At 64.4% G+C, this 19,423-nt stretch carries 13 protein-coding genes; 5 read left to right on the top strand and 8 right to left on the bottom strand.

Features of this window, described 5'->3' with window-relative positions; translation table 11 throughout:
• Window positions 1-312: 312 nt before the first annotated feature.
• Entirely contained in the window at window positions 313-1,395 is a 1,083-nt protein-coding gene (locus IB272_RS30585) for a DUF930 domain-containing protein (RefSeq protein ID WP_192445660.1), read from the top strand.
• A gap of 200 nt (window positions 1,396-1,595) precedes the next feature.
• Here the strand turns inward: IB272_RS30585 and IB272_RS30580 are convergent, their stop codons facing one another.
• Window positions 1,596-2,798 (bottom strand): MFS transporter, encoded by a 1,203-nt coding sequence (locus IB272_RS30580; protein WP_051659184.1) that lies wholly within the window; start codon window positions 2,796-2,798, stop codon window positions 1,596-1,598.
• 108 nt (window positions 2,799-2,906) lie between these two features.
• Here IB272_RS30580 and IB272_RS30575 point away from each other — a divergent pair, with 108 nt between their 5' ends.
• Window positions 2,907-3,845 carry an AraC family transcriptional regulator gene (locus IB272_RS30575; RefSeq protein ID WP_090299167.1) on the top strand — a complete coding sequence of 313 codons (939 nt, stop codon included), beginning with the start codon at window positions 2,907-2,909 and terminating at the stop codon, window positions 3,843-3,845.
• A gap of 21 nt (window positions 3,846-3,866) precedes the next feature.
• On the opposite strand, the gene IB272_RS30570 is transcribed toward IB272_RS30575, so the two are convergent.
• The 4 genes from IB272_RS30570 to IB272_RS30555 form a co-directional block, all read right to left on the bottom strand.
• Window positions 3,867-6,665: an autotransporter serine protease gene (locus tag IB272_RS30570; RefSeq protein ID WP_162732975.1), complete on the bottom strand. Its 2,799-nt coding sequence runs from the start codon at window positions 6,663-6,665 to the stop codon at window positions 3,867-3,869.
• Between the two features lie 289 nt (window positions 6,666-6,954).
• Window positions 6,955-8,520, bottom strand: a complete 1,566-nt coding sequence (adiC, locus tag IB272_RS30565; protein WP_113135506.1) for an arginine/agmatine antiporter — start codon at window positions 8,518-8,520, stop codon at window positions 6,955-6,957.
• Window positions 8,521-8,542: 22 nt separating this feature from the next.
• Window positions 8,543-10,837, bottom strand: a complete 2,295-nt coding sequence (locus tag IB272_RS30560; RefSeq protein WP_210339541.1) for an Orn/Lys/Arg decarboxylase N-terminal domain-containing protein — start codon at window positions 10,835-10,837, stop codon at window positions 8,543-8,545.
• A 62-nt stretch (window positions 10,838-10,899) separates the two neighbouring features.
• Window positions 10,900-12,282 carry an amino acid permease gene (locus tag IB272_RS30555; protein ID WP_246810481.1) on the bottom strand — a complete coding sequence of 461 codons (1,383 nt, stop codon included), beginning with the start codon at window positions 12,280-12,282 and terminating at the stop codon, window positions 10,900-10,902.
• 288 nt (window positions 12,283-12,570) lie between these two features.
• Here IB272_RS30555 and IB272_RS30550 point away from each other — a divergent pair, with 288 nt between their 5' ends.
• Complete coding sequence (locus IB272_RS30550; RefSeq protein WP_089043667.1) at window positions 12,571-13,629, top strand: P1 family peptidase; 1,059 nt, start codon at window positions 12,571-12,573, stop codon at window positions 13,627-13,629.
• Between the two features lie 71 nt (window positions 13,630-13,700).
• The gene (locus tag IB272_RS30545; protein ID WP_060529133.1) at window positions 13,701-14,561 is read left to right on the top strand and encodes a D-amino-acid transaminase; all 861 of its coding nucleotides are present in this window, start codon (window positions 13,701-13,703) and stop codon (window positions 14,559-14,561) included.
• Window positions 14,562-14,588: 27 nt separating this feature from the next.
• On the opposite strand, the gene IB272_RS30540 is transcribed toward IB272_RS30545, so the two are convergent.
• Window positions 14,589-15,488, bottom strand: a complete 900-nt coding sequence (locus IB272_RS30540; protein WP_060529169.1) for a LysR substrate-binding domain-containing protein — start codon at window positions 15,486-15,488, stop codon at window positions 14,589-14,591.
• A gap of 84 nt (window positions 15,489-15,572) precedes the next feature.
• Window positions 15,573-17,093 carry a serine hydrolase domain-containing protein gene (locus tag IB272_RS30535; protein WP_113135508.1) on the bottom strand — a complete coding sequence of 507 codons (1,521 nt, stop codon included), beginning with the start codon at window positions 17,091-17,093 and terminating at the stop codon, window positions 15,573-15,575.
• Between the two features lie 245 nt (window positions 17,094-17,338).
• On the opposite strand from IB272_RS30535, the gene IB272_RS30530 reads away from it, so the two are divergent.
• Window positions 17,339-18,379: a dipeptidase gene (locus tag IB272_RS30530; RefSeq protein ID WP_060519933.1), complete on the top strand. Its 1,041-nt coding sequence runs from the start codon at window positions 17,339-17,341 to the stop codon at window positions 18,377-18,379.
• 25 nt (window positions 18,380-18,404) lie between these two features.
• On the opposite strand, the gene IB272_RS30525 is transcribed toward IB272_RS30530, so the two are convergent.
• The gene (locus IB272_RS30525; RefSeq protein WP_060519931.1) at window positions 18,405-19,274 is read right to left on the bottom strand and encodes a LysR substrate-binding domain-containing protein; all 870 of its coding nucleotides are present in this window, start codon (window positions 19,272-19,274) and stop codon (window positions 18,405-18,407) included.
• Window positions 19,275-19,423: the final 149 nt, after the last annotated feature.

Below are 19,423 nucleotides of genomic sequence, written 5' to 3'. Positions count from 1 at the left end.
AAAAATTAAATCTATAGAAATTATATAATAGGTATTTTTGTGCGAAATTGGCGCGTGGCCCGAAACAGATTTCGCCGCCTCGTTTTTGCCGGGAACGTTTTTGACAAGAAGCCAGCGGTTGATGGCGGCGACCCCCGAAGGCGTCAATTTCATTCGCCCACGATCGATGGCCCGCAAGCTGCAGCGCGAACCTCCGGCTGCATATGCAGGCCTATGCCTCTTGTTGAGATCGGCGGAAGCTCCTAGGTTCCGCCCGTCGATTGGTTTATCTCCTTGGCGATGCAGCTTTTTGCGGGAAATTGGCGGGAACGGATGGGATGGGGCGCGCCGGTGTCGGTCGCCCTGCACCTCGTCGTAGCCCTTTTTCTTTTGTACGACCTGCCCTTCGAGCTGCCGACGCCGCCGAAGGAGCAGACCGTCAACGTCGAGCTCGTTCCGCCGCCAGCAGAGGCGAAGGAGCCGAAGAAGGCCGAGCAGAAACAGGCAGAGCAGAAGAAGGCGGGGCCGAAAAAGGGCGAAGAGAAGAAGGCTGAACAGCCAAAGCCGCAGCCCAAACCCAAGCCCCAGCCGAAGGCAGACCCGAAGCCGCAACCCAAGCCGGCGCAGCAACTGCCGCAATCCTTCGCCTCGGCCATGGCCAAGACCAAGCAGGACAACAAGGAGGCAGAGCTTCCGCCGGCTGCGCGCGAGACGGAGAAAAAGACGGAGGCGTCCGAGCCGGCAAAGGCGGTGGATGACAAGGCAAAGCCGGCGGATAAGCCGGCAACCGTGTCCTCGACCGAGAAAAAAGAACCGGTCAAGGAACCGAAACCCCCGTCAACGCTTGCCGTGCCTGCGAGATCCACTGACAGCGCCACACAGAAGGCGGATGAAAAGGCAGCGGCGACGGTAGCCGAAGCCAAGCCTGAAGCAGAAGAAACGCCTGACGCCAAGCCGCAGACGGTCAAATCGGAAGACGGGACGGCAAAGGCAAAGCCGGCCGATGCTGCGGCAAAGGTCGAACTCAAGCCCGTTCCAAGCAAATTGACGAAAGCAAAAGAACTTTATTCTGCAAAATCGATTGCCGATCCGCGGGTGAAACAGGCCCTGATCAACCTGCCGGTCAAGAGGCGGATCCTGCAACTGTGCAATCTCGAGGCGCTGGAGCAGATCCGCAGCCAGCGGCCGGATACCCCGCCCGAAGGACTGGTGCCCTTCGGGCCGAGGGGTGGCTTCATCGCCAAAAACCGTATGGACGCCAGCGGTGGGGCCTACCAGAACAAATCGAACTGGTACGACGTCGACTTCAATTGCGTCGTCAATGAAGATGCGACCGAAGTGACCTCCTTCAGCATTGCCATCGGTGGCGAAGTGCCGAAAGCTGCCTGGAAGGAGCGGCGGCTTCCGGGGAATTGATCCTTCCGACACGGATGGGGGCATGTCGTTGTCCTGACCAAACCCCCTTCCGCAACAGCGCCCCACTGCGTGCAGCGCCTGTTGCCAGACGTCACGGATCGCCGCGCTGCACCTAAAACATTCTTGCCTGCCGGACTCTTCCGAGCCCGGCAGGCGCGAGTGCGAGTTGCCACTCTCGCACCAAGCTGGCGCGGATGTTGTTACTCCGCCGGTTGAAGAGCCCGCTCGCGATAGACCGAAACCAGTGAGGTGCCGAGCATCGCGGCAACCGCCGCAAAGAGGAAGACGCCGGCCGGGCCCTGCAGTTCGACAAGGAGGCCGCCGAGGATCGCCCCGGTGGAAATGGCGATCTGGAAGGTGGTGAGCGTCGCCGCTCCAGCACCTTCGGCCTCATCACCGGCCGCACGGCTCAGGAACGACTGGACGCTGACCGGCAGGGCGCCGAAGGCGAAGCCCCAGGCCGCCGTGGCGACGATGGCGACGGCCGGCAGCGCGCCCGCCAGGGCCAGGACCAGCGTGGTGGCAGCGACGCCGGCGGCCGCCGACATCATCGAGAGCCGCGTGCTGCGCTCGGCGAGGAAGCCGCCGGCAATGTTGCCGAAGAAGCCGCCGATGCCGAAGGCGAGCAGGATCGCGGTTATCGCCTCGACGCCGAACTGCGGCACCTGTTCAAGGAACGGGCGGACATAGGTGAAGCCGGCAAAGTGGCCGGTGACGACCAAGAGGATGGTCGCAAGGCCGAGCCGGATCGCCGGGCGCTTCAGGACGTTGAGGATCGTGTCGAGGCCGGTTGTGCCGATGGGAGGCAGGCGCGGAACCGTTAGCGCCTGGACGATGAAGGTGACGATGCCGACGGCGGCGGCAAGCAGGAAGGCGTAGCGCCAGCCGAGCGTCGCGCCGATCCAGGCGCCGACCGGGGCCGCGCAGACGGTTGCGATCGAGACGCCGGACATCACGATTGCCATCGCCCGCGGCATCAGCCGGCCGGGAACGAGCCGCATGGCGAGCGCCAAAGACAGCGCCCAGAAACCGCCTAGGCCGATGCCGAGGAGGAAACGGGCGACGAGCAGCATCGAAAGGCTGGACGCGAAACCGGCGATCAGGCTGGAAACGATGAGCAGCGCGGTTAGGGACAAGAGCACGTTGCGGCGGTCGAAACGTCCGGTATAGACGACGATCGCCGGGCCGGCGATGGCCGCGACCACGGCCGTAGTGGTGACCGACTGGCCGGCGGCGCCGACGGTCACGCCGAGATCCGCCGACATCGGCGTCAGCAGGCTTGCCGGCAGAAACTCTGCCGTGACCAGGCCGAAGACCCCGAGCGACAGGGAAACGACAGCCGCCCACAAGGGCTTGTCCCGTTCATCCGCCTGTCCCGTGGGCTTGGCGACAATACCATCCATGACTTTCATCTCCTTTGCATGTGATGATGAAAATATGCATGGCCATCTGGAGTTTCTATGCTAGAAAATCCAAAACACTGTGCTGTTTGTCCAAAGGTGAGATGTAATATGAGCGATGCGCTGACGGAGATCCTGCGCGGCCTCAGGCTCGACGGTGTCGAATATGGGCGCTGCCAGCCCTGCGCGCCATGGGCGACCTCCTATCCCGAACAGGAACCGGCACGATTTCATTTTCTTGCCTCCGGTTCCGCCCATCTGCAATCGCCAGATGGTTCGTGGATGGAGTTGACGCCCGGGGATGCCGTGCTGTTGCCGCGGGGCGATGCGCACGTGCTCGCGAGCAAGCCCGGCCTGCCGACGATATCGATCCGCGACCTGCCGAAACGGCAGCTTTGCGACGGCATCGTCGATGTGCAGTGCCCCAACTCGGACAGCCAGAACCTCCTGTTCTTCGCGGTGATGCAGTTCAACGTCGACCGGCTCCATCCGCTCTTGCAACTGATGCCGTCGGTGATGCGCACCAGCGACCTTGCCAAGAGTGAGCCGTCGATCCCGTCGCTTCTCGATACCATGACGCGGGAGGCCGCGATGCAGCGCGTCGGTGCGGGCGGTATCCTGGCGCGCCTTGCCGACGTGCTGACCGCCACGATCATCCGCGCCTGGGTGGAACACGGTTGCGGCACGTCAACCGGCTGGCTTGCAGCCGTGCGCCATCCGGAGGTGGGCCGGGTGCTCGCCGCCATCCATCTCGACCCGACGAAGGACTGGACAGTGCCGGAACTGGCAAAGCTCATGGGGGCGTCGCGCTCCGGTTTTGCCCAGCGCTTCGCCGATACGGTCGGCGAGACACCGGCCCGCTACGTGGCACGCATGCGCATGCACCAGGCGCATCAGTGGCTGCGCGAGGGCAAACGGGTCGCCCATGTCGCCAATCGTCTGGGCTACGATTCCGAGGCGTCGTTCAGCCGCGCCTTCCGCAAGATAATGGGCGCGCCGCCAAGCCATTCGCGCAGCCTGACTATGTCAGCGGATCAACTGGCATCCTGATCCGCTTTCGGTCGCGAAACCTCAGAACTTGACATTGAGACCGGCTCGGACCCCGTGCTCCCGGGCCGTCGAGGCGATCTGACCCTGATAGGAAACGCTGAGCGTCGATGCTGGCGTCAGCGCGGAATCGATACCGGCCTCGAGGATGGCGCCGTCGCGCGCGATGGGCGCACCGGCGACCGAGAAGGCCTCGCTGCCGGAGAATGCCTGGGCGAGCGCAGGGGTGATGTCGCCATAGGCATGCCGCCAGCCGATCATACCGCGCGCCGTCGCCTTTGCGGCCCCGAGCTCGAAATCGGCAGACGCGCGAAGTCCCGTTGTGGTGAAGGCCATGTCGCTGGAGCCGCCATGAACGGAGAGCGCTGCCGCACCGCCCTTCTCCTTGAACCCATTGGTGTGCACGTTGACATAGGCGAGGTTGGCGAAGGGCTCGAACGCGAAATCGCCGGCCCTGAAATCATATCCGAGTTCGCCAAACACCTGCGTGGTGCCGGCGCGGTAATCCGCAGTCAGGCTGTCGACGAGCGCTGGCGAAACGACGAGCCGGCTGCTGTCGATCTCGCTAAAGGTGTAGGCAAGGCCGGATCGGAACGACAAACTGCCCCAGGTCCCACCGCCATAGACACCGAGGTGGTAGTTGTCGCTCGAGGCCCGCGAGCGGCGGTCGTCGACCTTGAAGCTGGAATGGCTGTAGCCGCCGAGGAAGCCGAGCCGCCAGTCGCTACCGATGTCGCCATCGAGACCGGCGACGAAGCCGCCTATGGACCGCGACAGGTCGGCTGCATTGCCGTCGCCGTCGGTATCCCCCCAGGACCCGAACGCCGAGCCCCACGCGCCCATGGTTTCTGGCGAAGAAATCGATGCCGTGGTGATCTCGTCGGTGTTAACGATCGGCCGCGCCGTGGCGCCGACAGTTTCAAAGGCTGCACGCAGCCGGTCGTTCATCCGGTTGCCGATGAGCTGGCTGTTTTCGATGAGGCCCGTGACGGTCGAGCTGTGAACGTCGCCCGGCAGCTGTCCGAAGAGGTCGGCTGCGGTTTGTCCGTCGAGGGTGACGGCGAGATCGTGGAGCGTCCCGCCGATACCGAGCCGCTCGACGGCAAAGGCAGCCGCGGCGGCGTTGCGGGTCTCGGCAAAGTCCGCGAAGGCAACGCCGTTGCGGGCGACGTCGAGGTAGACCGCGCTCGGCTCGTAGGCGAGCGAGAGGTCGAGGAAGGCGTAGCAGCCGCAGTCGTGCTCGAACCGCCCGGTCACGCCGCCGACCGCGGAGAGAATGGTGTGGCGGCCGTCGCCCTTGTAATTTTCGGGCCGGACCCTGACGTCGACTGCACCGGCGATTTCGGCCGTGCCGGTGACGTCGAGCCGGCTCGTGCCATCGGGTGCGTCGAGATTGACGAGGAACCAGCCGTCGCCCGACTGGCGATAGTTGCCGGCCACGGTCAGCGTGCCGCCCCTGCGGCCCCAGCCCGGATTGACGGCGCCGTTGTTGTCGACATTGCCGTAGATGGTACCGTTGCCGGAGAGTATGCCGTTTCCGTCAGCAAAGGTCTCGGAGGCAATGCTGCCGGCAATCGCCAGGAAGCCACCATCGACGCGTGTGGAGCCGTGATAGGTGCTGTCACCGGCCAAGATCAATATGCCGTCGCCCGACTTGATCAGCCCTCCCGCGCCGGTGATGTTATTGGACCATGCGCTTTCGCCGTCCTCGATCACGGCGTGGAAATCACCCCAGTCGAACTTGCCCGGACCTCGCACTGCCCGCCCGGCGTTGACCATGCCATAGCCAAACACGGGATCGACGCCCCGGTCGCCATAGTCGATGGCCGTTCCCAACAGGACTTGGCGGACCTGGTCCATCGTCATGTACGGGAATGCCTGCGCGACCAGCGCGGCCGTTCCGGCCACGAACGGTGCAGCCAGGGATGTGCCGTTTTCCCTGCTGTATCCTCCACCGGGGACGGCGACCATGATGTTGTCCTGAGGATTGGCCCAGACCCATTCGCCTCTTTCCGGGTCCCAGCGCGTGGCGTCGTCTCCACCAGGTGCGGCAAGACACCAATTTAATGCAACGCCACACCTGTTCGACCAATCGGGCATGTGTGTAGGACTGGTCGCCACCACGGCGAGCCAGCCCTGTTCCAGCTCCGGGAAAAGATAGGGGAGACCCGCATCGATGGACGGCTGTGCCGCGCCGTCGTTCATCGCTGCGAAGACGAGAAGTGCACCACGCGAAACCGCGTAGCGATAGGCGGACAGATTGTTTGAGAGCGTCGCTTCGGCCCGGTCGGCCGTCATTTCTGTAATGAAGCCGTCGCCATAACTGTTGTTGATGATCTTCACGCCGCGGTCGACGAGTGTACGGATTCCGTAGTTGGCGGCAGCATTGTTGATGTAGCCCGGTATGTCGGATGCCCCTGCCTGAACGATGGTCGCGCGCGGGGCAACACCGTGCATGCCGACCCCATCGCGATTGGCGGCGATGACCGAGGCGACCGTTGTGCCGTGACCCTCCCCTACGAACGTCCAAGGCTTCTCCGGATCATAGGTGATACCCTCTACATAGCGTCCGGCAAACTCCGGGTGGGTAATGTCGAGGCCGCTGTCGACCACGCCGACCTTGATGCCGCTGCCGTCGTAGCCCAGCATGTAGGCATATTCAGCGTGGATAGTTGCCAGTCCCCACTGGGCGTTGAACTCTGGTGTACGCCACGTTGCCGGATCGCCGGGGTCGCCCGCATCCTGCGCGAGCGCAAGGGATGGCACTGCGGTCAACAACAGGAGTGTGATGACATGGATGACGCTACGACAATACTTTTCCAAGACATTCCCCAATACCCGGCATCACGGCGCGTCCGTTGCGCATCGTATTGAAGGAAAACGGAAATTTACGGCACGGGCGCGCGAACGCTAGCCTCGCGCGTGGCTTTGGGAAATACGGCAGATGCCGTATTTCGTCGGCTTGCTTCGCCGCCTATCGCCCCGGCCTGAGCGGCGGGGAGTGGGGACGGGTGCCCAATGGCAGAACGCGGTGTCCGCTTTGGGACATTTCGCTTGGGTTCCCCAGGGTATAGCGCGAGGGGCGGTCGTCGCATCACCGCCCCTTACTTTGTCACTGAGCTGGCTGCTGTTCAGCCGGCAGCATTGCCGCCGGAGACCCGGCGGCTGGCTGCGTGGTGCTTTCCACCGGTGGTACCGGCGAGCGGGTGCGCAGCGTCTCGGCGCGATGGCGGCCGACCGAGACCCAGAAGAGCGCGACGAGCGCGGCAATGGTCACGGTCACGGTGACATAGCGGATCCAGGTCGGGGCGTGCCCACCCGGATCGATGTGCTTCTCGTCGATCTCGCGCTTGCGGGTGATCGCTGCCGAGTAGAACACGATCGTCGAGATCACGAAGATCAGCGACCAGCGCGTCTGTTCGCCGTCGGAGCCGATGAGCGCCACCAGGCTGTAGATCGCCGCCGCAAGGCCGATGATGACGTACCAATTGTAGGTGCTTGCCGGCATCTTCTTGTAGCCGAGCACCTTGATGGAGATCGCCGAGTAGATATAGGGCAGCAGCGTCATGATCACTGCGATCGAGGCGATCTTGCCGAACTGCTCGCTGGCGGTCGGCGACATCGTGGCGAAGACCTGCACGGTCATGATGACGGCGACGATCGCAAGGCCGGCCGAGGGCACGCCCTTGGAATTGACCTTGGCGAAGATCGAGCCGAAGAGGCCGTCGTCGGCCGCAGCTTTCGCGGTCTGACCGACGAGCAGCGTCCAGCCTGCAAGCGAGCCCAGGCAGCCGAGTGCGGCGCAGATCGCAACGACGGCACCTGCGGTATCGCCGAGGGCCAACCGCGCGGCGTCTGCGAAAGGTGCCGAAGACGCGATCAGCTCCTTGTTCGGGATCATGCCCATGATCACCGTCGACGACAGGATATAGGCAACGGCCGCGAGAATGACGCCGCCGACGGTTGCGATCGGCACGTTGCGCTGCGGGTCGCGCACGACGCCCGCCGAGACCGACGCGCTTTCGACACCGATGAAGGCCCAGAGCGTGAAGTTGAGCGTCGCCATGATCGCCGCCCAGCTGTCCTTGCCCGATACGTTCCAGCCCTCGGAGAAGGTCGCCGGCGAGAACCAGAACCAGCCGAAGATCGCCATGCCGAGGATCGGCACCAGGGCGAAGGAGGTGGTAAAGGATTGCAGCCGCCCGACGACGTTCGGCCCGAGAATGTTGGCGTAGGTGAAGAACCAGATGAGCGCCACCTGCGCCAGCGCCGAGACGAGCGGATCGCGCAGCATCGGAAAGAAGGCGGTGAGGTAACCGAGACCGGCGACCGCCAGACCGACGTTACCCACGACGTTGGCGAGCCAGTAGATGAGGTTCGTCTGGTAGCCCATGTAGTCGCCGAAGGCCTTGCGCGTATAGGCGTAGGGTCCGCCGGCGGCGGGGTCGATCGCTGCCAGCTTGGCGAAGGTCAAAGCCAGCGCGATCGCGCCGGCAATCGTGATCAGCCATCCGAAGACGGCGATGGAGCCGACTGCGGCAAGGTTTGCCGGCAGCATGAAGACGCCGGAGCCCATCATGTTGCCCGCGACCATCAGGGTCGCGGGCACGAGGCCGATCTTGGCGGATTCCGCGACGCCCGCGGATGTGGTTTTGGAGGCCGTATCGACAGCAGGCATTGTTCTCGCTCCTGAAGCCGGGTCAGCGGGTCAACACATAGACGCGATAGAGGCCGTCCTCGACCTCCACCCCGTGCGTGTCATGGGTGAAGCCCGGGAACCGGAGATCATAGGCCTCCAGCGCCTTGAGGTAGCCGAGGACCGGACCATCGGCGGGCCCAGCGTTTTCGCCCGGCATCAGCAGCGGGATGCCGGGCGGATAGGGCACGACGCCCGTTGCGACCGTGCGGCCGGCCAGATGGTCGAGCGTCACCTGTTCCACCTCGCCGCGCACCAGCCGCTCATAGGCGCGCACCGGGCTCAGGTCCGGATGTGGCAGGACAGAGAAGCCGGCGGCCATGGAGGCGGTGGTCTTCAGCTGGTCCATCGCCTGGAACATTGTGTCGGCGAGATCCTTGAGACCCATGCCGGCGTAACGTTCCGGGTGGTCCTCGATCAGCGACGGGATGGCCACTTCGAGCGTGAGGTTGGCGTCGTAGTCGCGCTTGAAGTCGCAAAGCGCGCTGACAAGCGAGCCCCATTTGCCCTTGGTGATGCCGAGCGAGAAGAGGAAGAGGATGGTGAAGTCGGTCGTCTTCTCGACAACGATGCCGCGGGCATCGAGATAGGCGGTGACGAGGCTTGCGGGGATGCCCACCGACATCAGCCCGCCGCCGGGCGCAACACCCGGTGTGACGATCGAGACCTTGATCGGATCGAGCATGCAATAGCCGTCCTCGATCTCGCCGAAGCCGTGCCACGCTGCCCCGGGCTTCAGCACCCAGCAGGACGGATCGGTCGCGAGGGATTCCGGCGAGGCTTCATGGAAGGGGCTTGTGCGGCCGGTTTTCGGGTCGCGCACCGTATCCGGCTGCCAGCAATCGAAGAACCAGTCACCGCGCTCTGCCGCGTCGTTGGCCAGCCGCGACATCATCAGGCGGAACGCCACGGCTTCCTCGATCGACTCGTTGGTGAGCGCCGCGCCGCCGGGCCCGTCCATCATCGCCGCCGAGACGTCGTTCGAGGCAATGATCGCGTAGTTCGGCGAGGTCGAGGCGTGCATCATGAACGTCTCGTTGAAAATGCCATGCGGGATCGGCTTGCGGCCGTCGCGTACGTGAATGAAGGACGCCTGAGAAAGGGCCGCCAGCAGCTTGTGCGTCGACTGGGTGGCAAAGACCGTCGGCTTGTCGGCCGTATGCGCCTTCGGATCACCGTGCATTGCGTGGCGGTCGCGATAGATCGGGTTGAAGCGGGCGTAGCCGTACCAGGCCTCGTCGAAATGCAGGCGGTCGACGCTGGCGCCGAGCAGTTCCTCGACGCGGGTCACGTTGTAGCAAAGACCGTCATAGGTCGAGTTGGTGATGATGGCGTGCTTTGGCTCCTTGTCCGAAAGGTCCGCGGCAAGCGGGTTCTGGTCGATCGCCTTGCGGATCGCGACCGCGGTCAGCCGTTCCGGCGGGATCGGCCCGATGATGCCGTAGTGGTTCCGGGTCGGCACCAGATAGGTCGGCACGGCGCCCGACATGGTCATCGCGTGTTCGGCCGACTTGTGGCAATTGCGGTCGCACAGCGCGATCTGGTCGCGGCTGACGCTCGCCATCAGAATGACGCGGTTGGAGGTCGAGGAGCCGTTGGTGACGTGGTAGCTGCGGTGCGAGCCGAAGACGCGGGCAGCGTATTTTTCACTGGCGCCGATCGGGCCGGAATGGTCGAGCAGAGATCCGAGTTCACCGACCGAGATCGAGAGATCCGAGCGCAGCAGCGGTTCGCCGAAGAACTCGAAGAAGGCGCGGCCGGGCGGCGACTTCAGGAAACCCGTGCCGCCGGTGTGTCCGGGCGTGTGCCAGGAGTATTCGTGCACCTGGGAGAACTGGGCGAGCGCCTTGAACATTGGCGGCAGCACGGTCGAACGATAGCGCTCGATTGCCGCCTGGATACGGCCGCCGACGAAGTCCATCGTGTCTTCGAGCATCCAGACGAAATCGTCGACCTTCGCCATGATATCGGCCGGAACCGACGAGGCGACGCTGCGGTCGGCGAGCAGCAGCAGCGGAACGGTGCCGTTGCGCTTGCGCAGCGCCTCGACGACGCCGATCGATTGTTCGTGGCCGTCCGACCCGAGATCCCAGTCGACCAATACGCATTGGAGAGCGGGGTCCGACCGGATCACCGCGATGCCATCATCCGCGCTTTCCGCGGTGACTACTTCGATCTGGCGGCGTTCGAGTTCTGCGATCAGCGACCGGACGGCGCGGCCTGCAGCACTTTCCTCGCTGATTTCGTCATCCAGGACGAGTGCTTTCATGCCGAGACGGCGGTGACCCCTGTTTAACATGCTCATATCCAATCCTCTCTCTAGTTCGGTGCTAGGTGCAGGTGGGGGTATTCTTTTTGACGTCAGCCAGTGGACGGCTCCTTCCTTTCGACTGACAGGTAGACGGGCAGTGCCACGAGCAGCAGCAGCAGGCACCAGAGGCCCGCCTGAGGTCCGCTGCCGTAGACCGTCCAAAGCGAAAAGATGAAAGCGACCAGGGCATAAGGCTTGTAGGGGCCAAGGCGGAAGCCGCCCCATTCCTCGTCGCGCGGACGTGTGAGTGCCAGGAACAGCGCGCCCTCGACGAGGCTGCAGAAGACGTAAGGCACCATGGCTGCGGTGGTCGAAAGGTCGACGGCGAACCTATAGACGGCCATCAGTCCCGACACGCCCGAGGTCTGCAGAACGAGAAGGGCCGAAGCAAGCAGCATCGAGAGGACGATACCCCACTGCGGCACGCCACGGCTGGAAAGGCGCCCGAAAACTGGAGGGAACAGCCCATCGCGGGCCGCTGCCATCGGCACCTGAGCCATCAGCAGCGTCCAGCCGTTGAGCGCGCCGATCGACGAAAGAACGACGGCGGCCGCAACCAGCGTGCTCCCCCACCAGCCCCACATCATGAAGGCCGCATCGGAGAAGGGAGCGGCGGAACGCGCAAGCGTTTCGCGCGGGACCGTGCCCATGACCACGAGCGTGCCTAGGATGAAGATGAGGCCGCAGCAGAGCGTGCCGAGCACGGTCGCCCGCGGGATCGTGCGTTTCGGATCGTCGACATCGCCGGCCGGAACGGTGGCAGACTCGATGCCGAGAAAGGCGAACATCGTCAACGGTGCGGTCGCGGAGATCAGACCGAGCATGGACAGCCCGCTCGGGTTGATGGGTGTCAGGTTCTGCGGCTCGATCCAGAAGAGGCCGAGAAGCGCAATCGCGATGAAGGGAAGGAGTTTCAATCCGACGGTCACGATCTGGAAACGCCCGGCGCTCCTGACGCCGAACATGTTGATGGCGGCAACCAGCCACATGGCGGCGAGCGAAACCGCCGTGAAGCCGCCCGGCATATGCTGAAGGTTCGGGAAGAACACGCCGAGATAACCGGTGAAGGCCATGGCGATCGCCGGCAGCGACGCCCAGATCGAGATCCAGTAGGCCCAGGCGACCAGAAAGCCGGCAAACGGACCGAAAGCCATGCGACTGTAGGCGTAGGGGCCGCCGGTCGCGGGCCTGACGCCTGCGAGCCGCGCAAACACAAGGCCGAGGCACATGGCGGCAACCGCCATGCAGACCCAGCCGACGAGGGCTGCGGCGCCGTAGGGCGCGAGTGCGGCGGGAGAGAGATAGAAGCCGGAGCCGATGATGTTGCCGACGACGAGCGCGGAGCAAGCCCAGATGCCGAGGCTCGGCCGTGTCGCCATTTCGGGCGTCGTCTGCTGAGACCTGCCTGAGGTTGCATCAAGCGGCTTCGTCATGGATGGGAGGCTCCCTTGCCAAAGACGAGGCGAACTTATGAACTGTTTCTTATGGTTGCAACTGCTTTATTTCACTCGACTATCAGTCGCCGCGCTGACCCATGGGCCCATGCGGAAAAGTCGCATTCGGCTCATAGCTCCACGACCGACCGCGAAGGGCGGCGTTGCAGGCTTCTCATGAAACTATTCCATTTTTGCGATGCCGTTTTGCCGCCGATACAGGTAGGGTCGCCTGCGACGAAATGACTGCTTCGCGACCGCGGTGATGGGTGAGGAAAACGGCGAAAAATGACAAATATCAAGCATTTACGGCTTCGCGACATCGGTTTCCGCCCGGGGGCTTACGAACCCGGACCGCTCAATGCGATCACCGATGTGATGGGTGTCGCGGTGGGCCATGCCACCGTTGTCGAGGCCGACTGCATCCGCACCGGCGCCACCGCCATACTGCCTCATGACGGCAACCTCTTTCAGGACAAGGTGCCGGCCGGCTTCGCTGTGCTCAACGGCTTCGGCAAGTTTGCGGGCTCCACCCAGGTAGAGGAGCTCGGCGAGCTGGAAACGCCCGTCGTTCTCACCAACACGCTGGCGACGGGACGCGCCATCGAGGCCGTCAATCGCTGGACGCTGGCGCAGCCGGGCAACGAGAAGGTCGTGTCGCTGAACGCGGTCGTCGGCGAGACCAACGACTCCCGCCTCAACGATATCCGCGCCGGTCGCCCGACGATCGACGAGATCGGCGCCGCCCTTGCCGCCGCGAAGACCGGTGCCGTCGAGGAGGGGGCTGTCGGTGCCGGAACCGGCACGGTGGCCTTCGGGCTGAAGGGCGGCATCGGTACGAGCTCGCGACTTGTGAAGGCGGCAGGCGAGGTCTTTACGCTCGGCGTGCTCGTCCAATCCAATTATGGCGGCCGGCTCACCGTCTGCGGTCGTGCCTATGAGGCGCCGGCGGCACACGACCGCGACGGTTCGATCGTCATCGTGATCGCGACCGATGCGCCGCTCTCTTCCCGCAACCTCAAGCGTCTGGCCGAACGCGCCTTCGGCGGCCTGGCCCGCACCGGCGCCGCGCTCAGCAATGGTTCCGGCGATTATGCGCTCGCCTTCTCGACGGCTGCCGCCGTTCGTCGCACCAAGGCGCGCCGGGCCGCGATTGCCGACTATCCCGATCTTCCAAACGACCTAATATCGCCGCTCTTCGAAGCGGCCATCGAGGCGACGGAGGAGGCCATCCTCAATTCGCTGACCATGGCCCGCACGACGCATGGTTTCAATGCCGCGAACGGCAAGCCGAGCACGGTCGAGGCGATCTCGCTCGAACGGCTTCGCGCGCTCAGCGAACACTGATTTGTGCCCCTGGATCGCGTTCGGTGTTGCGGTCCATGCGCCTCTGCCAAACCAATTTTTACGGAGCCTACATGTCCCAGCCGTCCATCCGCACCGTCTATCTCAACGGCGAGTTTTTGCCCGAGAACGAGGCGCGTCTCTCGATCTTCGATCGCGGCTTCCTCTTCGGTGATGGCATCTACGAGGTCACCGCCGTGCTTGAGGGCAAGCTGATCGACAGCGCATCGCATATGGCGCGCCTGGAGCGCTGCGCGCGTGAAATCGATGTGCCTTTGCCTGTATCGACCGACGAGATCGTCGCGATCGAAAAGCGGCTGATCGAAGAGAACGGCCTTGTCGAAGGCATGGTCTATCTGCAGCTCACCCGGGGCGCCGAGGACCGGAACTTTCTGTTCTCCGAGGATATCAAGCCGACGCTGGTGCTCTTCACCCAGGCAAAGACGCTGGTGACTGCCACCACCAAGGGGCTGTCGGTCAAGACCGTGCCCGACCAGCGCTGGGCGCGCCGCGACATCAAGAGTGTGTGCCTGCTGCCGCAGGTGATCGCCAAGCGCATCGCCAAGGCTGAAGGCTGCGATGAGGCGTGGATGATCGAGGATGGGTTCGTGACGGAAGGTGCTTCCTCCACCGCCTATATCGTCACCGCGGACAACCGCATCGTCACGCGCGGCAACAGCCACAAGACGCTGCCCGGCTGCACCCGGCTCGCCGCTCTCGCGCTCGCCGCCGAACAGGGAATGACGCTGGAAGAACGCCCCTTCACGCTCGAAGAGGCGCTCAACGCCCGCGAAGCGTGCCTCACCAGCGCTTCGAACTTCGTTGCGCCGATCACCCGCATCGACGGCAAGGCCGTCGGCAGCGGTGAGCCTGGCCCGGTGGTCAAGCGCCTGCGCGAGCTCTATCTGGAGCGCGCACGACAGACGGCGATCTAGCTCGCCCGTGCGGGCCAGGGCTGTCGCTTAGGCGACAGCTTCCAGGCCCTGCCAGACGCGGCCGACGATCGGGCGGCGGTTTTCCTTGGCGCGATAGAGCCGGATCTCGACACTGACGTCCCAGCGCGGGTCGGCGGCCCTGACCAGCGAGCCGTTCGCCAGCTCATCCGTCATCAGGCTTTCGGGCACCCAGGCGATGCCCCATCCGGATTCGGCCATGGCTTTCAGCCCCACCGACATGCTGCCTTCGTGCACCCTTTGCGCCGGCGGCAGCTCGCGCCCGATCAGATCATCCAGAAGCTGGCCGAAGAACGACGATTTTTCGTAGCTCAGATGCGGGAACGGCTTCGTGCCGCCTTCCAGCCGGTGCAGGGGCTCCCCCGCTTCATTCGCCGCCGAAACGGGGATGATGCGTTCGTGGCCGAGCACGCGATGTTCGAAGGCCTGCGGGTCGAGCAGGTGCGGGACCTGGGTATGGGCGTAGGTCAGCAGGAAGTCGCATTCGCCGTCGACAAGCGAGTTGAGGTTTTCCTCCATGCTGCCGGAATCGGGGCGAAGTCGGGAGAAGAGCGGCCCGCTCCGGGCGTTGACCCGTGTCATCCATGCGGGAAAGAAGGTGAAGGAGAGCGTGTGCAGCGCTGTCAGCTTGATGGTGCGGGCGTCGGAGCCTTCCTCCTGCTGCAGATTGCGCCTTGCCTGGTAGAGCTGTTTCAGAGTCTCCTGCGCGACCGGCACGAATTTCGACCCCGCCTCCGTCAGGCGCGAAGGATAGGTCGCGCGGTCGACGAGCGTGGCGCCGAGCCAGGCCTCCAACTGCCGGATGCGGCGGCTGAAGGCGGATTGGGTGACATGGCGCTCGTCCGCTGCCTTTGAGAAGTTCAGCGTGCTGGCGAGCGCCAGAAAGTCCTCAAGCCATTTGATTTCCACGGGCATGCACTCCTGAAGTCCGGTCCGTCATTCGCCGGCGACCGGACTTCTTTTGTGGCAGCGCCCGCGCGTCATCAAGAAAAATCAGGCGCGGCGGCGATATTCGATCATCCGGGCTCGGCTTGTCACCAGTTCGAGGTGATCGGGCCCGAGGAGATGCAGACAGATGCGCTTGACCCAGGGCCCATCGCTCAGCGTGAACAGGAAGCGACCATTGCCAAGGGGAGTGAGCTTCATGGTCTGACGTACGGGGCCGACGCCCATCAGGACCGCGCCGTTCTCGACCGTGAATTCCGCCCTTTCGTCGGAGCGCCAGACCCCGGAGAGCGACGCCGGCAGCGGCTCATGCGTCGCCGCTGGAAGGAAGCGTCGCACGGAATGGCCGACCTCGCCGACAAGGGCGGAGCCGTCGCGGCGCAGCCGGAGAGGGGATGAGGCCGAGCGCGACGAGGCCCAGCCGTCGCCGTCGTCATAGAGCGTCTCATCCGCATCGAGATAGGTACAGGTGCTGCCCTTGACCTCGACCCACCACGGACCGGCCTCCGTCACGTAGAGACCGTCGCCGAGATCGGCTGCCGGGGTCGGCAGAGGAATGCCGGTGAGCGCTGCCATGCTTTCGAGCGCGATCTTGTAACCGTTGGTGTCCTCGCGGTTGGAGACGACGACGAAGCCGGCGCGCGTTTCGGGATCGAGGAGGAAATAGGTCTTGTAGCCGGGATGTGAACCGCCATGGCCAACGAATTCGCGGCCGCCGAGCGACGAGTTGCGCAGGCCGAGCCCGTATCCTGTTGGTCGCCCGTCGGCGAGATATCGGGGCGCCTGCAACTTCTGCAGAAGACCGGCGAAGTGGCCTTCGCCACCGAGCAGCGCCTGCAGCCAGGTGGCAAGCGCCCCGGCGCTGCCGGTGAGGCTGCCCGATGCGGAAATGTGCAGGCCAGCGGCAGAAAGCTGCCAGGTTTCGCCCGAGTGCCAGTAGCCGGGAACGAGGTCCCTCACCGGATCGTTCCAGACATCCGGCGCCTTCAGCGCGATGCCAAGCGGGGCCGCGATTTCCCGTTGGACGAAATCGTCGAAGCGGAAGCCCTTGCGCTCCAAAGCCGCTTCGATGAGGCGATAGCCGGTGTTGGAGTATGAGACCTCGGTGCCGGCGTCAAAGTTCAGCCGCTCCAGGCGTGAGAGGTACTCCAGCAGCGGTCCGGCCTTGGTCTCCGTGTAGACGGAAAGGCCGAGCAACGACAGGCATTCGCGGGTATCCGGCAGGCCGCCACTCATGTCGAGCGCCTGCCCGACCGTCACGTCCGCAAGTGGCGACCGCAGTTCCGGAAGATGCTGGCCGAGCGGTTCGTCGAGACCGATAAGGTCGGCATGGGCGAGCACCATCGCTGAGAAGACGTGCTTGGTGAGGGACGCATAGCGCACGACGCTGTCGAGCGTGAACGGCGCGGATGTCGCGAGGCTCTCGACGCCGGCCGCATGCGAGAAGCGCGGTCCGGATGCATCGAAGCCGATGACCGCGCCGCCCGGTTCGTCTGCCACCCATTGTGCGGTCAGGCGTCTCGCAGCCGCTTCGGCGGCTTGCCAATCCAGCGATGCCGGCTTCGTCATGTTCATTCTCCAATTCTGGTCGCAGTGGTTTCCCACGCGTATCTCCGACTAAGCACGACAGAACCTCGTGCCGCCAATTCCGATTCCGGCAGGGCCTATGCACGGTTTGCATTTGCCCGGCCCGCCTGCATTGCGTTAGGCCGGCGGGGAAAAAGGGTGCGGTTCCCGCACCCAATGTCTATGGTCCGTCGGCGACTATCCATGAGTCGCACTTGAGGACAACAGGTTGAGAAGGCGATCCAGAATTGGCGACGCAAGCGAAAATCCCGGTCTTTGACGGACATAACGACGTGCTGTCGCGGCTCTGGCGTTCGCCGGGCGGCGCTGCCGAGCGCCGCTTCCTCGATGGCGTCGATACCGGGCATATCGATCTCGACAAGGCCGCGGCGGGTGGCCTTGCCGGCGGCCTCTGCGCCGTCTACGTCGCCTCGCCCGGCCTTGCCAAGGATGGCAGCGGCGAGTTTGCAACGCCCGATCAACAAAGCGCACTCGAAGCCACGCTCGGCATGACGAGCCTGCTGATGCGGATCGAACGCCAGTCGGAGGGCCGGCTGAAGATTTGCCGAAGTGCTGCCGATATCCGCGCCGCCATGGACAAGGGTGCCTTTGCCTCGGTGCTGCACATCGAGGGTATCGAGGCGGTCGGCGCCGATCTCGACGCGCTCTATGTGCTTCACGCCGCGGGTCTGCGCACGCTCGGCCCCGTCTGGAGCCGGCCGAACCTCTTTGCCTATGGCGTTCCCTTCCGCTTTCCCTCTTCACCCGATATCGGTCCAGGCCTCAGCGAGGCCGGCAAGGATCTCGTGCGCGCCTGCAACGAGCTGAAGATCATGCTTGATCTCTCGCACATGAACGAGCAGGGCTTCTGGGACATCGCCGCGCTGTCGCAGGCGCCGCTCGTCGCCTCCCATTCCAACGTGCACGCGCTCTGCCCGCATAGCCGCAACCTGACGGACCGTCAGCTCGACGCGATCAGGGACACCGGCGGTTTGGCCGGCATCAACTTCGGCGTCCTTTTCCTGCGCGCGGACGGGACCAGGAACACGGATACGCCGCTCTCGCTCCTTGTCGACCACATCGACTATATCGTCGAGCGTATCGGTATCGATCATGTGGCGCTCGGCTCTGACTTCGACGGTACGGCCATCCCTGCTGCGATGCGCAGCGCGGCCGATCTGCCGCTGCTCGTCGACCTGCTGCGCACCCGCGGCTATGACGATGCGGCACTCGTAAAGATCTGCCACGGCAACTGGATCCGCGTGCTGGAGACAACCTGGGGCGGGTGAGCGCCGCGCTCAGCCGCGAAGGACGTTAGGTCCTTGAAGCGATCGGCAAGCCTTCGAGCAGCACGCTGATCGCGCAATCGACGACGGCCGATCGCCGATCCCTGGCAAAAAGCCCATACTGGACGGCAAACGGCTTCGGTACGGCTGACGAGGCGGGCAGCGCCCGCATCGTGCCCGCGCGTATCGCGTCCGGCGGAAGCAAACCAATGCCGAGCCCGTTCTCGATCGCGGCCTGCAGCGCCGTGATGCTCTGGCTGGTAAAAGTGATCCGGTGTTCCCGGCCCTGGTCGGCCAAGGTCTCGATCATGCGTCGGCGCCAGAGGCAGGGTGCGGCGAAGGCAACAAGGTCGATCGGTCGGGTCTCGTCGAAGGCGTAGTCCGTCGCGCAGACCCATTGCAGCTCCACATTCCAGGTGGTGAGGGCGTCGGCTGTGATCACGGAGGTCGGCACGACCATGATATCGAGGTCGCCTTCAGGCCAGGTCTTTCCAAGCGCCACGCATTGCTCGACCACCACGTCGAGCCGGATCTCCTGGTAGCCGCGCCGCAGTCGACCGAGCGCTTCGGGCAGCGCCGTCGTTGCCACTTCCTCGGCCAGCCCGACCCGCACGCCACCGCTCAGGTCAGCCTGCCGCAGCCGCGCCGCCGCTTCGTCGCCAAGCGCGAGCATGCGCGTGGCGTATCCGAGGAACAATTCGCCTTCGGGTGTCGGCACGACGCCGCGACCGGTGCGGGTGAAGAGTTGTCGGCCGAGCAGATCTTCGAGCCGGCGCATCTGCATGCTCAGCGCCGATTGCGTGCGGCCGGTCTGGGTGGCGACGCGGTTCAGGCTACCCTGCCGGCAGACCGCGACGAAGCTGCGAAGGAGGTCGATGCCAATCTGGTCAGATATCATGAAGTTTGAACTCTGTTGTCATTGATATCAGTCTACACGGGTAACTCACGCATGGCTATCTGTCAGATGTGATCAGCGAGGAAGGCGAGGCAGCATCAGGCAGATCGGCATCGGCCGCCGCCTGGAGGCTGCCAGGACCAGCCAACTCA

Origin of the sequence: Ensifer sp. ENS08, assembly GCF_014852195.1 — a bacterium.
In the GTDB taxonomy this organism is placed as follows: Bacteria; Pseudomonadota; Alphaproteobacteria; order Rhizobiales; family Rhizobiaceae; genus Ensifer; species Ensifer adhaerens.
Note: the sequence above shows the minus strand (reverse complement) of the source record. Positions and strands in the feature narration are given on the sequence as shown.

What these genes read in the sequence shown, in the direction of transcription:
- IB272_RS30555 (WP_246810481.1), bottom strand. Translation starts at nt 12,282, where the DNA reads ATGACGAAGCCGCTTGATGCAACCTCAGGCAGGTCTCAGCAGACGACG.
- IB272_RS30535 (WP_113135508.1), bottom strand. Translation starts at nt 17,093, where the DNA reads ATGACGAAGCCGGCATCGCTGGATTGGCAAGCCGCCGAAGCGGCTGCG.
- IB272_RS30575 (WP_090299167.1), top strand. Translation starts at nt 2,907, where the DNA reads ATGAGCGATGCGCTGACGGAGATCCTGCGCGGCCTCAGGCTCGACGGT.
- IB272_RS30545 (WP_060529133.1), top strand. Translation starts at nt 13,701, where the DNA reads ATGTCCCAGCCGTCCATCCGCACCGTCTATCTCAACGGCGAGTTTTTG.
- adiC (WP_113135506.1), bottom strand. Translation starts at nt 8,520, where the DNA reads ATGCCTGCTGTCGATACGGCCTCCAAAACCACATCCGCGGGCGTCGCG.
- IB272_RS30525 (WP_060519931.1), bottom strand. Translation starts at nt 19,274, where the DNA reads ATGATATCTGACCAGATTGGCATCGACCTCCTTCGCAGCTTCGTCGCG.
- IB272_RS30580 (WP_051659184.1), bottom strand. Translation starts at nt 2,798, where the DNA reads ATGGATGGTATTGTCGCCAAGCCCACGGGACAGGCGGATGAACGGGAC.
- IB272_RS30560 (WP_210339541.1), bottom strand. Translation starts at nt 10,837, where the DNA reads ATGTTAAACAGGGGTCACCGCCGTCTCGGCATGAAAGCACTCGTCCTG.
- IB272_RS30550 (WP_089043667.1), top strand. Translation starts at nt 12,571, where the DNA reads ATGACAAATATCAAGCATTTACGGCTTCGCGACATCGGTTTCCGCCCG.
- IB272_RS30585 (WP_192445660.1), top strand. Translation starts at nt 313, where the DNA reads ATGGGATGGGGCGCGCCGGTGTCGGTCGCCCTGCACCTCGTCGTAGCC.